The sequence below is a fragment of the Mycobacterium sp. E3298 genome, assembly GCF_001666895.1.
Taxonomy (GTDB): Bacteria; Actinomycetota; Actinomycetes; order Mycobacteriales; family Mycobacteriaceae; genus Mycobacterium.
On sequence record NZ_LZJB01000303.1, the window covers coordinates 1 to 14,339 of the forward strand.

At 66.6% G+C, this 14,339-nt stretch carries 15 protein-coding genes; 6 read left to right on the plus strand and 9 right to left on the minus strand.

The genetic code is table 11. From position 1 onward, the window contains the following. The 5 genes from A9X05_RS14375 to A9X05_RS14395 all read right to left on the minus strand — a co-directional run. Positions 1 to 773: cytochrome P450 (locus A9X05_RS14375; RefSeq protein WP_156736713.1), on the minus strand; the 773-nt coding region annotated here is incomplete at its 3' end. Beyond that, positions 770 to 1,444: an alpha/beta hydrolase fold domain-containing protein gene (locus A9X05_RS14380; protein WP_197499060.1), complete on the minus strand. Its 675-nt coding sequence runs from the start codon at positions 1,442 to 1,444 to the stop codon at positions 770 to 772. The genes A9X05_RS14380 and A9X05_RS14375, both read right to left, overlap by 4 nt. Positions 1,445 to 1,685: 241 nt before the next feature. Next, positions 1,686 to 3,515: an FAD-binding oxidoreductase gene (locus tag A9X05_RS14385; protein WP_368664930.1), complete on the minus strand. Its 1,830-nt coding sequence runs from the start codon at positions 3,513 to 3,515 to the stop codon at positions 1,686 to 1,688. 10 nt (positions 3,516 to 3,525) lie between these two features. Then, on the minus strand, positions 3,526 to 5,139 hold the full coding sequence (gene mdlC / locus A9X05_RS14390; RefSeq protein ID WP_067752678.1) for a benzoylformate decarboxylase: 1,614 nt from the start codon (positions 5,137 to 5,139) through the stop codon (positions 3,526 to 3,528). A gap of 37 nt (positions 5,140 to 5,176) precedes the next feature. Beyond that, positions 5,177 to 6,004, minus strand: a complete 828-nt coding sequence (locus A9X05_RS14395; RefSeq protein ID WP_082954746.1) for an alpha/beta hydrolase — start codon at positions 6,002 to 6,004, stop codon at positions 5,177 to 5,179. Between the two features lie 10 nt (positions 6,005 to 6,014). Here A9X05_RS14395 and A9X05_RS14400 point away from each other — a divergent pair, with 10 nt between their 5' ends. Continuing rightward, the gene (locus tag A9X05_RS14400) at positions 6,015 to 7,301 is read left to right on the plus strand and encodes a CdaR family transcriptional regulator (RefSeq protein ID WP_156670050.1); all 1,287 of its coding nucleotides are present in this window, start codon (positions 6,015 to 6,017) and stop codon (positions 7,299 to 7,301) included. A 328-nt stretch (positions 7,302 to 7,629) separates the two neighbouring features. Here the strand turns inward: A9X05_RS14400 and A9X05_RS14405 are convergent, their stop codons facing one another. Then, positions 7,630 to 8,259, minus strand: coding sequence for a TetR/AcrR family transcriptional regulator (locus A9X05_RS14405; RefSeq protein WP_067782203.1), 630 nt, complete (start codon positions 8,257 to 8,259; stop codon positions 7,630 to 7,632). Between the two features lie 155 nt (positions 8,260 to 8,414). Between A9X05_RS14405 and A9X05_RS14410 the strand changes: the two genes are divergently transcribed. Continuing rightward, positions 8,415 to 8,846, plus strand: coding sequence for a hypothetical protein (locus A9X05_RS14410; RefSeq protein ID WP_067782198.1), 432 nt, complete (start codon positions 8,415 to 8,417; stop codon positions 8,844 to 8,846). Between the two features lie 50 nt (positions 8,847 to 8,896). After that, positions 8,897 to 10,042 carry an NADH:flavin oxidoreductase gene (locus tag A9X05_RS14415; RefSeq protein WP_197499061.1) on the plus strand — a complete coding sequence of 382 codons (1,146 nt, stop codon included), beginning with the start codon at positions 8,897 to 8,899 and terminating at the stop codon, positions 10,040 to 10,042. A gap of 21 nt (positions 10,043 to 10,063) precedes the next feature. Here A9X05_RS14415 and A9X05_RS14420 read toward each other — a convergent pair whose 3' ends face one another. Beyond that, a complete protein-coding gene (locus A9X05_RS14420) occupies positions 10,064 to 10,423 on the minus strand; it encodes a hypothetical protein (protein WP_231968707.1) in 360 nt (119 codons plus the stop codon). A 98-nt stretch (positions 10,424 to 10,521) separates the two neighbouring features. Here A9X05_RS14420 and A9X05_RS14425 point away from each other — a divergent pair, with 98 nt between their 5' ends. Beyond that, positions 10,522 to 11,007 (plus strand): SRPBCC family protein, encoded by a 486-nt coding sequence (locus A9X05_RS14425; protein WP_067752746.1) that lies wholly within the window; start codon positions 10,522 to 10,524, stop codon positions 11,005 to 11,007. 92 nt (positions 11,008 to 11,099) lie between these two features. Beyond that, positions 11,100 to 11,324, plus strand: a complete 225-nt coding sequence (locus A9X05_RS14430) for a deoxyribodipyrimidine photolyase (protein ID WP_067752684.1) — start codon at positions 11,100 to 11,102, stop codon at positions 11,322 to 11,324. A gap of 2 nt (positions 11,325 to 11,326) precedes the next feature. On the opposite strand, the gene hisS is transcribed toward A9X05_RS14430, so the two are convergent. Then, a complete protein-coding gene (hisS, locus tag A9X05_RS14435; protein ID WP_067752690.1) occupies positions 11,327 to 12,598 on the minus strand; it encodes a histidine--tRNA ligase in 1,272 nt (423 codons plus the stop codon). Beyond that, entirely contained in the window at positions 12,595 to 13,266 is a 672-nt protein-coding gene (locus tag A9X05_RS14440) for an MBL fold metallo-hydrolase (protein ID WP_067752693.1), read from the minus strand. Before A9X05_RS14440 ends, hisS begins: the two co-directional genes overlap by 4 nt. Positions 13,267 to 13,383: 117 nt before the next feature. Here A9X05_RS14440 and A9X05_RS14445 point away from each other — a divergent pair, with 117 nt between their 5' ends. Next, entirely contained in the window at positions 13,384 to 14,283 is a 900-nt protein-coding gene (locus A9X05_RS14445) for a peptidylprolyl isomerase (protein WP_067752697.1), read from the plus strand. The last annotated feature ends 56 nt before the right edge of the window (positions 14,284 to 14,339 follow it).

Sequence of the window (14,339 nt, forward strand, 5' to 3'; positions counted from 1 at the left end):
ATCGCGAACATCCAGTGGATGACTTGATGGGTCGGGTACGTGACGTCGGAGGCGGGCGCCGCGGCGAATTGTCCGACCAGGCTGTGTGCGTCCGCGGCTTGAGCGTAGCGGCTCAGCGCGGTCAGGAAGGTGTCTAAAATCTCGGGGTCTCCCCTGCCGGGTGGGTTGGCTTTGGCCATCAGCGTCACGAGTTGCGCCGATATTTTTTGGTCGTCAGCTGCGTTGTCGCCGAGAATGATTCGGCGCGCGATTCGCTGTATCACGCTGTGAAACCATGGCCAGTCAAGGTTGTCGGGCATGGCTCGGGCTTCCTGGTCCGCGACGGTGTCGCACCGGTGGGCGACCGCGCCGCTACCGGCGGCTTGCGCCAGGACAGCCTCGGTGAATCGGCGGCGGTCGGACCAATGGTCGCCTCGTGAGATGGTCAGGGCGTGCGGCTGGAATTTGTTCATTCCGGAGAGTTTGGGCTCGGGGTCGGACGCGAAAGGCTCCGGCGCGTGGGAGAGTACGAAACGGATCTGATCCGGGCCGAAGACGAGCAGCGTGGGCTTGCCTCCCACCTTCACCCAGATCGGTCCGTCACCGTAGCGCCGGTGCAGCGCGGTGAGCAGCCGGTGTGCGCTGCGGGCGACACCGGCTCGGTTGAGCGCAGCGGTTACCGCGGGTCGGCGGCTGAAGAGGCCCTCGGCCACGTTGGGCAGCGCCACCAGCGTGGTGAAGCGCAGGCTTTCGAGTGTGGTGGTGTGCGGGAGGCCGACTGTGCGACTCGTCAAAATTGCTCACTTTTGACGAGGGCGGCGTCGATGTGGCCGAGCAGTGCGCGGCGTGCGGGCTTGGCTTCCGGAACGGGCAGCAGCGGGTAGACGTGAATCGCCCCGGGCTGCTCGTGGTAGGCAATGCGGCCGGTGCCGATGGTGTCCCGCAGCCGGCGGCAGTCGGCGACGAAGATGTCGCGGTCGCCGACGTAGAGGTCGATGGGTGGAAGATTGTGCAGCGCACCGAAGATGGGGCTGACCCGGTAGTCGTCCGCCGGGAGATGTCCGGCCCATACGCGGCCGCACTCGCGCAGGCCGGGAACCGCGAGCCAGGGGTCGCGCTTGGCGAGGGTTGGGATGGCGGGATTGGTCAGTGCGATGTCGAGCCACGGACTGATCAGGGTGAGCCCGAGCGGCGGGGTGGCTCCGGCGCTGATGGTCGCCTGGGTAGCGGCGAGCGCCAGGCCCCCGCCGGAGGAGTCACCGGCCAGATAGGTGGGCCCGTCATGCGCGGCTCGGCCGATCACGTGCCCGAGGAAGTCGATCGCTTCCTCGGCATGGTGCTGCGGCGCGAGTCCGTAGAGGGGGACGTGCACAGGGCGCCGGGTCGCGTCGGCGATCGCGCAGACGAGTTTCCAGTGCGCGGGCGCGATCTGGTTGACGTAGGCGCCCCCGTGGACGTAGACCACCGACGGGCCGCGGGCAGGAATTGGCGTACCGCTCGCCGATTGCACTGTGTAGCAATCGAACCCGCCCACGGTGGCACGGGTCAGACGGTAACGAGCTGACGTCGCGATCCCAGGCGGTGGCCCGCCGCTGTTCTTGGGCCGATTGAGATAGGCGCGCGCGCTTCGCGCAGTGGCATAGGTGCGAGGTCGACGGACGACTCGCCCGTAGGTAGCGATGGCATGCATCTGCCAGGACATCGGTCTACCGTGCGACCGCGATCTTGAAGACAGCGCTGGTGATCGTCCCGAATGCGTTTCCCCCGCCGATGAACAGCCGTTTGGTGTCGTAGCCCGCGACGTCTTTCATGTTCTGGCCGCCGAAGCGGGCAGCGGCGGCACCGTCGGGGAGGACGACCTCGACGCCGAGCAGCCCGTGGCGCACCTCGAGGCGTTCCTGGCCGGTCGCGTTGGCGATCAGTTCGCCGACGGTGCGGTCGAGGCCCTCCATTGGGACGGCCGGGCAGGTCACAACTTGCTCGTGGAGTTTGCGCGACAGGTCGCCGAGGGTGACCGCGGCGCCGACCACCAGGTTCAAGTTGCCGGTGTTGACCTCGACCGTGGTGTCGTCGCCGTCGGCGTGCGGTGCGGTGTTCGGATGACCTTCGAGCGCCGCGCGCACGGCGGCTTCGAACGCAGGCAGCGCGGGTTCTTCTGGTGAGGGTTCGGGCAACATGATGCCGGGGTTGAAGGTGTGCGCGGGATCGAAGACCCGCTTGAGGATGCGTTGCGCGGCGATCTCGACCGGGGTGAAGCGTTTCGTCATGAATTGGATTTTCTCGGTGCCCACCCCGTGCTCGCCGGTGATCGTGCCATCCAGCTTCAATGCCGCTTCGATGATCTCGTTGTTGGCGGCTTCCAAAGCCGCGGGCGCGTCGGGGTTCTCCTTGTCGTAAAAGGTGGTCGGGTGTAGGTCCCCGTCTCCGGCATGTCCGGTCACGGCGATGAACAGCAGGGCGTCCGAGTGTCGTTTGGCGGCGTCCTGGATTGCCTGCTGCATCTCCGGAATGTGTTGGCGCGGAACGGTGACGTCGCCGATGAAGAAGCCTTTGCCGCTGTGCACGACGGCGTCCGGGGCGTGCAGGCGTCCGTACCAGAGCTTGGCGCGGGCGTCGTCATCATCGGCGCGGCGCACCTCGGTGGCGTGTTGTCGCAAAACCTTTTCTACGATCGCGCCGTCGCGGTCGACCTCGGCGGCGGTCCCGTCGACGTCGATGAGCACGATCGCGTCGGCGTCGGTGGGATAGCCGGTGTCGGTGAACTGCTGCAGGCCGTTGATGCCGGCTCGGTCGAGCCATTCGACCGCCGCGGGCACGGTCCCGGTCCGGATGATCGCGGAGATGGTTTCAGCTGCCTCCCGGGCGGTGTCGAAGCTGCCCATCAGGCTGCGAGTGACCGGCGCAATGGGGCGCAACGCGACGGTCGCCTCCGTGAGGATCGCAAGAGTACCTTCCGACCCGATCAGCACCCCGAGCAGATCCGGGCCGTCGTCGGCCGCGCTGAGGTTGATCACGGTGCCATCAGCCAGAACCGCTTCGACGCCGAGGACGTGGTTGTAGGTGACGCCGTACTTGAGAGCGTGTGGCCCACCGGCGTTTTCGATGATGTTGCCGCCGACGCTAGCCAGATGTGCCGATACCGGGTCGGGTGAGAACACCAGTTTGTGTGGGGCTAGCTGCTGTTGCAGATCGAAGTTGATGACACCGGGCTGGACCCGAGCCGTGCGAGCTGCCGGGTTGATGTCGAGGATCTGGTTCATCTGGGTCAGATCGATCACCACGCGGTCCGCGCCGGCCATGACTCCGGCACTGCAGTTCGATGCGCCGGCGCGGGTAACCAACGAAACATGATGTTCAGCAGCAACTTTGACGGCGGCGACGACGTCGTCGCGACTGCGCGGGCGCAACACCAGACCAGGTTGTCGGCCGAAACCCCAGTAATCTTTGGTGTGTTCGGCCAGGGTGGCCTCGTCGGCGGCCACCGCGTCGCGGCCCTGAAGCGCCGCGGCGAACGCCGAAATGATCGTGCCGTCCACCAGAAGTCTCCTAGCTGCCGAATCCCCCGGGCACGGGTGTCGTGCGGGCGTTGATCAGGGTGGGACGGTCGCGGTCGGCGATGCCGGCTTTGACCAGTTCGAATACCTCGTCGGAGCTGTGCGCTTCGTGGGCGTCGACGCCGTAGCTGGCCGCGGTCGCGACGATGTCGAGGCCGGGGATGTCGAGCCCGGGGACGTTCGGGGTCTTTTCCCACACGCCGAACTCTTTGACCACACCGTATTCGGCGTTAGACGCCACCACCACGGTGAGGGGGATGTTGTAGCGCGCCGCGCTCCACAGCGCGGTGATCGCATAGTGGATGGAGCCGTCACCCATGCACGACACGACCGGCCGGTCCGGAGCCGCGACTTGAGCACCGACCGAGGCCGGCAGGCCCCAGCCGAGTCCCCCGCCGGCGGCCGACAGATGTGACCGCGGATTGCCCGGACGGATGCTTTCGGTCATGGTGATCTCGTTGCTGCCCGCTTCGCTGACCCATAGCGTGTCCGCGGGTGCGGCGTGAGCAACAGCGGTCCACAGATCCGCGGGCTTCAGCGGCACCTGCTCCGAAACCCGTTCGGGGACTGCGGCGCGTGGCGCGGGCGCGGAGCGCTGGGTGGGTTTGACCGCCGCCGCCAAGGCCCGAGTGGCGGCGCGAATGTCCGCGACGATCGCGTCACCGACGGGGGCGCGGGCGGCCTCGTCGGGATCGTTGGTGATCTGGATCAAGCGAGCGCCCTCGGGCAGGTACGGCCCGGGCACCAGCGGGTAATAGCGGAACACCGGCGTCCCGATCGTGAGGATCAGGTCGTGGCCCGCGAGCAGCCCGGAGATCCAGCCCGCCCCCGGGGGCAGCGCGCCGTGATAGAGCCGGTGATTCTCCGGGAAGCCGCTCCAGCCGGTCAATGGTGCGGTGTATACCGGCGATTCGGTGCGCTCGGCCAGCTCGATCACCGCGTCATACGCGTCGTAGCGGTCGATATCGCCGCCCACAATGATCGCCGGGGAGGTGGCGGCGTCGAGTTGTGCGCCGACCTGCTCGGCCAGCTCGGTCGGGAAACCGGTTGCGTGGGTCACCGTGCGTTCGCGCACCACCGCGATGTCGGCGAGCTGGCCGTCGGTCAGTTCGATCGGCATGTCGTCCATCGGCAGCGAGACGAACACCGGGCCCATCGGCGGGGTGGTGGCCAGGTGGATGGCCCGGGCCAGCACGGCCGGGGACTCGCTGGCGGTCGCCGGCTCGGCGGCCCACTTCACGAACGGCTTTGGTGTGGTGGTGGGTTCGTGATTGGTCAGCAGGCAGTACTGGTTCTGCATGTTGCGGCGCTGGTTGCCCGCGGTGATGATCAGCGGCGTCTTGTTGACGTAGGCGTTGTAGATCTGGCCTTGCGCGTTACCCATGCCGGGGGCGGTGTGCAGGTTGACCACGGCGGGACGGCGGGTGACTTGCGCGTAGGCGTCGGCCATCCCGACCGGGATCATCTCCTGCAAGCCCAGGAAGTAGCGGAAGTCGTCGGGAAAGTCCTGCAGCAGAGCCAATTCCGAGGAGCCGGGGTTACCGAACCAGGTGGTCAGATTGTGTGAGCGGAACAGGTCGAGGATGGCGTCGCGCACTGTGGTCATGGGTGGCCGTTGCTTTCGTTCGCAGTTGTGAAAGGAGTCAGTCGAGTTCCCCGGGCACGGGGTTCAGCGCCCAGTACAAGGCGAAGTCGGCGACTTCTTCCCATCCCGGTGCGCCGCAAGTGAAGTGGTCTCGCTCAGGGAAGAGCTTGAAGGCGGTGATCGCGGCCGAGTGTTTGGCGTTCTTCGTGTAGTTCTCGTGCTGCACAGCGGGCGGCAGGATGTGGTCGTGGCCGCCGGCGATGAACAGCAGCGGCGCGCGGTCGTCGTTGGCGAAGTTGTACGTGGTGGCCGCGCGGTGTGTGAAGTTGGCCAGGCCGCCCTGGAACAGGATGCGCGCCGGTACTGGAACCGCGTACCGCTCATAGGCACTCGCAGACTCGGCTTCGGTGAGTGTGTTGGTGAACGCGTAATGGAACTGCTCGGGCGTGATGGGCACCGCACGGTGCAGGTTGGCGGGATTCTTCAATACCGGGAATGTAGCCCGCACTTCGGAGAACGGCAGCGCTTTGATGCCTTTGACGGCGGCACCGTCGATGGACACCCCGGCTCGCCCGTAGCCGGCATCGAGCAGGAGCTGCACGAAGGTGCCGCCGAAGGAATGGCCCATCAAAATCGGCGGCTCGGCGAGTTCCTCGATGATCTCGGCGAGATGGTCGAAGACCTCCCGCACCCCGAGGTCCGCCAAGGGTGCGAGGTTCTCGCGCAGCGCGGCGACTCCGGCCGGGCCGGGGGCCACGCCGGGGTAGCCCGGTGTCAGGACCGAGAAACCGCGAGCGCGGTAACGCGCGACCCAGTCCTCCCATGCCAGGGGTGTCATCCACAGGCCGTGGATCAAAACGATGGTCTGATCGGAGGGGGCGTTCACAGCAAGAAGCGTGATCGTTCTGCGTGAACTTCACAATGAACAGCAGCCCAGATTTACGATCACGAAACCTGTGCGGGGGCACAACGGGGCGCGGCGATTTACGATCCGCTACATGTTGCAGCAACGACCGCTGACCGTGCTCACCAATCGCGTGCGACAACAGTCGGGCGCAATCGTGACCAAGGTCCTCGCCCGGCTGCGCGCAGAAGTACCCGACTATTTGCCCATCGACGACGACAACGGCGAGACCGTTAGGGGCAACATCGCCGAGTACCTCGACGAGATGCTCGAATGGATCGACCGCGGCACTGACCCCGGCCACCACAGCTTCGATTCCGCCATTCATCACCGCGCCAGCCAAGGTCTGACGCAGTCAAGTCTGTTGCACGCCTACCGCCTCGGCGCGGCGACCATCTGGGACGAGCTCGCACGCCTGGCGGACACCGGGGAAATCGAAAAGGAAGCCCTCATCGCGGCGACACCGTCCATCTTCGCCTGGATGAACGCCAATTCGCTTCGCGCACACGCGGTTTTCCGCGAAATCGACATCCGCAACGCCCGACGCAACGAACAAGTTCGTGCCGCCCTCCTCGATACGGTGCTGTTCAACGAATCCAGCATCGGGGCAGCGTTCTGGGACGCGGTCGCCGCCCTCGGTCTCCCGCGGACGGGCCAGCTCACGATCATCTCGGCAACCAGCGCTGAGCCTTCGGTGCAGCATTCACCTCCGGACATCGAGACGCTGATCTCGGCGCAGCCCGCCGTTCAGGACTCGTGGTTTCGTCTCACGTCCCATGCGCAATTGGGGGTCGTATCGCTTCGACGAAACCGCGCGGACGCGCTGGACACCATCGCCGCCACCATCTGCACCGACATCCCCGTCATGATTGGCCTCAGCAGCCCCTTCACCGACATCGCCGACTGCTCAAAAGCCCGCGCTCAGGCTCAAGTCGCCATGTCAGCCTCGTCGAACAGTCGCCCGAGCACCCGCTACAACCGCGACGTCATCGCGGTCTTGCTCGCCAGCTCGCCAGACGCCGCCGCATCCGTGGTGACAACCACACTGGGACCAGTACTCGAGTTGCCAGCCGAACGGCGCGAACCACTCCTCACCACGGTCGACACCTGGCTGCAGCGCGGCCAGTCCGTCTCGGCCACCGCCGACGAACTGCACTGTCACCGCAACACCATCAACTACCGATTGCGCCGATTCGCCGAACTCACCGGACGGCCGCTGGCCGACAATTTCTGGCTGGCCCAAGTCGCAGTGGCGCTGCAAGCTGCACGCACCTGGTAGAGAAACCGCGGTCGATCTGCGGTCTGAAAACTCTTCGGGCGGCTCCACGCCCTTGACGACCGCACATTGCGCTGCAACTAAAACGTCAAGCAGCCCAACGCAACGTCGCTCCGGTCGTTCGCCTCACAGTGGACCACGAGGACCCCTAATCCCAAGCCGCATAGCGACCGACCACCGAACGGATCACCTCATCAGACGCAGCACCGCTCATCGTCGCACGCCTGGCCCGGGCCCAGCTGACATCCGGCAACCGTCCGCGCTCCCACGCGAACCGCGAAACGATCTCGGCGCCAACGGAACCGGCCAAGGCCGGATCCGTCAGGTGATTTCACGGACCGCGACGGAAGGCAGCGACGTGCCCCAGCGCCATGTCCACGGCGAGCTCGACAGGTCGCGCGTTGCGCATCGTCTGCGCCATCAGGAGTCCGCCTTGCAGCGCACTCATGATGGCCAATGCGAGCTCGGCAGGGTCGGCAGCTGCGGAGAGTTCGCCGCTGTCGCGCATCGTCGCCAAACCCGCGGACAGATATGACTGCCACTCGGCGAAGGCTTGCGCAAGCTCCCGGCGCGCCGAATCCGACCGCTCGGCAAGCTCACCCACGAGCGAGCCCAACGGACAACCCCCGACGCCTTGCGTCGCGCGGGTCATGGCCACGACGTGGTCGCACCACCGCTGCAGACCCTCCCAGGACGACACGTCGCCCAGATTGGGCTGCTGTGCCGCGATGATGTCGCCGAGTTGGGTCTTCACAACCTCGCGGATGAGGGCGTCCTTATTGGCGAAGTAGTGGTATAGCTGCGACTTGCTTGTGCCGGTCGCCGCCATCACGTCGTCCAGACTCGTCCCGGCGACGCCTTGCCCGCGGACGAGCGATGCCGCGGCGGCGACGATGCGGGCCCTGGTCGCGGCACCGCGAGTCGTCAGGCGCCCGGCGCCGGGGCGCTCCTCTGATGACATGCGCGAAGTGTAAAGCGGATTGGACTTGATAGTCCATTTTGGCTTCAGCACAATTTTCGCGTGGACTGCCCGACCCGCGAACAAGGCGACATGCCCCCGCACCGAACCGCTCCCGACGCCGGTCGCGGCGGGGTCCACCCTGCGAGGGAGGAATCATGACGCCGATATCGGATAACAAGGCCGTGAAATATAATTCGATGTTCCTGGGTTCGACGATGTTCTTGTTTGGGTTCTTGAAGTTCTTCGACCCATTTCGTTCGTGGTTCGACGTCCAGATCACAAAAAGCGGGCTGCCGCGACTCTGCATTCCCATGGGTATCGCCGGGGAGATATCCATCGGGCTGGGCCTGCTTTCGGCCGCCCGCGTCGGGCGGGAGACCTCGAATCTCGTCGGCCCGATCGCGTCCGCCGCCTCGGCCGGGCTGATCGCCAACATGGCGGGCGCCACCTATGTGCACGTGCACCCGGAGGTGCCCGCCAATGTCCTCCCGCTCAAAGTAAAGCCTCCCATCATCCCCCTGGTTTTCATGCTGTTGGCCGCCGTGAATCTCGTTCAGCTTCGTCGAGACCATGGGCAGCGCTCCTGACGGTAGCGCCCATCACGACCCCGTATTACCGACACGTAAATGGATGACCTGTGCCCGACCGAATTCGCCCACCACATCAGACGCTCTTCCAGGCGGCAACCATCGGCAACGTCGCCCTCACCAACCGGGTCGCGCTGGCGCCCATGACGCGAGTGAGCGCGACGGCCGACGGCGTGCCCACCGACCGGATCGCGTCCTACTACCGCATTTTCGCCGAGGGCGGCTTCGCGCTGTTGATCACCGAAGGGCTTTACATCGACGATCAGACCAGCCAGGGGTACCTGTTCCAGCCGGGCATCGCGAACGCAGCTCACGCGGCCGGCTGGCGACCGGTCATCGACGGCGTGCACAACTGCGGGGCCAAATTTTTCGCCCAGCTCATGCACGCCGGCAGCCAGTCGCAAGGCAACCCGCACACGCCGATCACCTGGGGGCCGTCCGCAGTTCGGCCGAAAGGCGATCAGCTGCCCATGTACCGGGGTGCGGGTCCGTTCAAGATTCCCCAAGCGATGACCGCCGAGCACATCAACCAAGTCCGCGGGGCGTTCGTGAATGCGGCGCGGCAGGCGCGCGACGCCGGGTTCGACGGCGTGGAGATCCACGGAGCCAACGGCTATCTGCTCGACGAATTTCTCACCGACTATCTGAATACGCGCACCGACGAGTACGGCGGCGATACCGCCGGTCGGGTACGCCTGGCGGCCGAGGTCTGCCACGACGTCGCGTCGGCCGTCGGTGACGACATCGCCGTCGGCATCCGGATCTCCCAGGGAAAGGTCTCCGACAACCACCATCGGTGGGCCGGCGACGAGGAGGACGCGGCCGTCATCTTCGGCACGCTGGGCGAGACCGGCATCGACTACATCCACACCACCGAATATCGCGCGCTGGCACCAGCATTCGCCGGAAGCGACAGCTCGCTCGCGCAGCTGGCAAAGCAATTCAGCAAGCTGCCGGTAATCGCCAACGGCCATCTGGACGACCCGCGCGACGCCGCCGCCATCATCGACTCGGGCGCCGCCGATGTGGTCGCCCTGGCCAAACCGGCGCTTGCCAACCGCGACTGGCCTCATCGAGTCCTACGCGGCAAGCCGTTATCGCCCGACGTGCCAACCGATCTCTTCGGTCCCGTCGCCAACCTCAAAGACTGGGAAGTCGTCGGCGCGGACGACGAACGGGTGCCCGGTGCGAGATGACATGGTCTCGGGCGCGGCGGTTCAGAGGACGGCGTCGGCGAGGCGATCCACCTGGTCGAGCGCCGCGACGCTGGGATGGAACACCAGCCCATCGAAACCGAGGTCGCGGTAGGCGCGCACGGTGGCCGCCGCGTCCTGCGGGGTGGTCACCATGTCGGCGACGTTGAGCGCTGCGTAGTCCGGTTTGAATCCGTAGTAGCGCCGCAGATGCTCCCGGCCGAGCCCGACGGTGTCCTCATCGCCGAACGCGAAGTTCACGCTGGCGTGCAGCCGCGGCTGCCCTGACCGGCCCGCCTCCCGCCACGCCGCGCGTGCCCGATCGGCGAATGACGCCTGATTGCCGTAGTCGCGCAGGGCGCACGGACGGCTGATGAACCCCACCCCATCGCGCGCTCCGCGCGGATCGGCGTCGGCGCGCGGCAGCCGAGTCGTAGAGTGAGCGACGATCGTGTCGTATCCACGACGGCTGCGAGGAAATGATGACCGAACGCATCGAGGTTCAGCGCACGATTGCGGCCCCGCCGGCGGACATTTTCGCCGTGCTGTGTGACCCGCAGGGCCACGTCGCGATCGACTCGTCCGGAATGCTTCAGGACGCGGAGGGCGCCCCGGTAAACGGTGTCGGCGACCAATTCGTCGTCCACATGGACCGCGAGGCCTTGAACGATTTTCCGCAATTCGGCAAATATGACGTCACCGTCGACATCAAGGAATTCGAGCGGGACCGCCTGATCGCGTGGACGGTCCTCGGCCAGATTCAGCCGCCGATCGGCCACGTTTACGGCTACGAACTGCACCCGACCGAAGACGGCTCGGCCACCGTGGTCACCTCGTTCTACGACTGGTCGAACATCGACCCGAAGTGGCGCGAAGCCGGGATTTTCCCGATTCTATCCGAAGGCGCATTGCGGGCCACCCTGGGCATTCTGGATCGCACGGTCCGGCGCGGTTATCCGCGCGGATAACCGCCTTTCCGGTTTAGCGCATAAAACAGGCCGCGGTTTTATCCCGCATTCGGGCGGGTATCAAGACAGGGCCCCTCACGAAAGGACCTGACATGTTGCATTCGGTGATCCTGGCGAGTTCGGACCCGGTCGCCGCGGGCTTTATCCTCCGCGGCATCAAGGGAATTTTCGTCGCCATCGGCAGCGTCATCGCCGCAATTGTGTGCGGATTAATCGCAATGATGAAGGGACGCAACCCGCTGGGCTGGGGAATTCTCGGGCTGTTTTTCTCGATCCTCACCCTGATCGTCGTCATCGTCATTCCGAGCAAGAAATAGCACTACCGCCCGAGTCGCGAAAGAACTTCGGCGACAACCGAATCGGCGGGCACTGAAACCTGCTCGCCCGTCGCGAGGTCCTTCACCCCGACCGTGCCCGCGTCGATGTCGCGGTCGCCGAGCACGAGCGCAACACGGGCGCCCGAACGGTCGGCCGCGCGCATCGCGCCCTTGAGACCCCGGTCGCCGTAGGCCATGTCGACGCGGGCCCCGCCGGCACGCAGCCGCGCGGCCAGCACCGCCAGCTTCAGCTTGGCCTGCTCGCTCAGCGGCACCCCGAACACCTCGCAGCGCGCGGTCTCCCCCACGCTCTTGCCCTCGGCGCGCAGCGCCAGCAGCGTGCGGTCCACGCCGAGCCCGAACCCGATCCCGGACAGGTCCTGGCCGCCGAGCTCGCGCATCAGGCCGTCGTAGCGGCCGCCGCCGCCGATGCCCGATTGCGCACCCAGCCCGTCGTGCACGAACTCGAAGGTGGTCTTCGTGTAGTAGTCCAGGCCGCGCACCATGCGCGGGTTGATAACGTACGGCACGCCGAGCGCGTCCAGGTGGGCCAGCACGGTGTCGAAGTGCTGCTTGGCGACGTCGGACAGGTGGTCGAGCAACACCGGCGCGCCGGCCGTCATGGCCCGCACCGCGGGGCGCTTGTCGTCGAGCACCCGCAGCGGGTTGATCTCGGCGCGCCTGCGGGTTTCGTCGTCGAGGTCCAGCCCGAACAGGAACTCCTGCAACAGTTCCCGATATTGCGGGCGGCAGCTGTCGTCGCCCAGCGAGGTGATCTCCAGGCGGAACCCGTCGAGCCCCAGCGACCGGAAGCCGGCGTCGGCGACCGCGATCACCTCGGCGTCCAGCGCAGGGTCGTCGACGCCGATCGCCTCCACGCCCACCTGTTGCAGCTGCCGATAGCGGCCGGCCTGCGGACGCTCGTAGCGAAAAAACGGCCCCGCGTAACAGAGTTTGACCGGCAACGCTCCGCGGTCCAGCCCATGCTCGATCACCGCGCGCACCACCCCCGCGGTGCCCTCGGGCCGCAATGTCACCGAGCGGTCGCCGCGGTCGGCGAACGTGTACATCTCCTTGGACACCACGTCGGTGGATTCCCCGACGCCGCGGGCGAACAGCGCGGTGTCCTCGAAGATGGGCAGCTCGATGTCGCCGTAGCCGGCCCGGCGAGCGGCGGTCAGCAACCCGTCGCGCACCGCCACGAACTGGGCCGACTCGGGCGGCACGTAGTCGGGCACCCCCTTGGGCCCGGAAAACGACGAGAACTCGGTCACGGGCTCAGGCCTTCGATGAACGGGTTGAAGCGGCGCTCGGCGCCGATACTGGTGGCGTTGCCGTGCCCGGGCAGCACCACCGTGTCGTCATCGAGCACCAGCAGTTTGGTCACGATCGAGGTCAGCAGGTCGCGGCCGCTGCCGCCGTGCAGGTCGGTGCGCCCCACCGAGCGTTCGAACAGGGTGTCGCCGGTGAACACATAGTCTTTGTCGTCCTTGTCGGACGACACCCGGAAGACCACCGACCCGCGGGTGTGCCCCGGGGTGTGGTCGACGTTGACGGTCACGCTGCCCAGGTCGAGCTTGTCGCCGTCGCGGTCCAGCTCGACGACCTGCTTGGGTTCGCGGAAGAAGGCGCCCGCCACCAGCTGGGCCACCCGCGGGCCCAGGCCGTAGATCGGGTCTTTCAGCATGAACCGGTCCTCGGGGTGGATGAAGGTCGGGCAGCCGTAGGTGTCGGACACCTTCTGCGCCGACCACATGTGGTCGATGTGCCCGTGGGTCAGCAAGACCGCGGCCGGGGTCAGCCGGTTCTCGTCGAGGATGCGCCGCAACGGGCCCATCACCCGTTGCCCCGGATCCACGATGACGGCGTCCGTTCCCGGCCGCTCAGCCAGCACATAGCAGTTGCACTGCAACATGCCGGCGGGAAATCCGGTGATCAACACGGTTCCCAGTTTCCCACGGGCCCCACTTGACACCGGTCGCGGCGCCCACATTAGCCTGAGCTGGCCACCGACGCCTTTTGCGGGCCCCCGACCTACCGACCATGGAGGCATACGGCCGTGCCGACCAACGAACAGCGACGTGCCAACGCCAAGCGCAAGCTCGAACGGCAGCTGGAGCGCCGCGCGAAGCAAGCCAAGATGCGCCGGATCGTGGTGATCGCCGCCGGCTCGCTGGTGGCCGTCGCCGTGGTCGTCGCGGTGGTGCTCGCCGTGATCAACACCAAGCACGAGCACAAGAGCAACAGCGCGGCCAGCTCCACCACCTCGGCCCCCAGCAGCTCCCCGGAGACCACCACGCCCGCCGGGCCGACGCCGCCCGTCCCGCCGTTGCCGGCGTTCAAGCCGTCGGCCGACCTCGGCGCCAACTGCCAGTACCCGGCGTCACCGGAACCGGCCGCCAAGCAGGTCAAGCCGCCGCGCACCGGCAAGGTGCCAACCGACCCGGCCCAGGTGAGCGCCAGCATGGTGACCAACCAGGGCCGGATCGGGCTCATGCTGGCCAACAACGAATCCCCTTGCACGGTAAACAGTTTCGCGAGCCTGATCGGTCAGAAATACTTCGACAACACCAAGTGCCACCGGCTGACCACGTCCGCGGACCTGGGCGTCCTGCAATGCGGTGATCCCAAGGGCGACGGCACCGGCGGCCCGGGCTACCAGTTCGCCAACGAATATCCGACCGACCAGTACCCGCCGAACGACCCGAAGGCGCAGCAGCCCGTCCTCTACCCGCGCGGCACCCTGGCGATGGCCAACGCCGGGCCCGGCACCAACGGCAGCCAGTTCTTCATGGTGTACAAGGACTCCCAGCTGCCGCCCCAGTACACCGTCTTCGGCACCATTCAGCCCGACGGGCTGGCGACGCTGGACAAGATCGCCAAAGCCGGCGTGGCCGGCGGCGGCGAGGATGGCGCCCCGGCCTCCGAAGTCACCATCACCTCGCTGTTGCTCGACTAAAGCCAAGCAGCACAACGCCGATTGGCGAGATCGCGCGACCCGCGGGCGGTCCACCG

Excerpts from the sequence above, each read along its gene's own strand:
- A9X05_RS14425 (WP_067752746.1), top strand. The coding sequence starts at position 10,522 with ATGACCGAACGCATCGAGGTTCAGCGCACGATTGCGGCCCCGCCGGCG.
- mdlC (WP_067752678.1), bottom strand. The coding sequence starts at position 5,139 with ATGACCACAGTGCGCGACGCCATCCTCGACCTGTTCCGCTCACACAAT.
- A9X05_RS14410 (WP_067782198.1), top strand. The coding sequence starts at position 8,415 with ATGACGCCGATATCGGATAACAAGGCCGTGAAATATAATTCGATGTTC.
- A9X05_RS14405 (WP_067782203.1), bottom strand. The coding sequence starts at position 8,259 with ATGTCATCAGAGGAGCGCCCCGGCGCCGGGCGCCTGACGACTCGCGGT.
- A9X05_RS14430 (WP_067752684.1), top strand. The coding sequence starts at position 11,100 with ATGTTGCATTCGGTGATCCTGGCGAGTTCGGACCCGGTCGCCGCGGGC.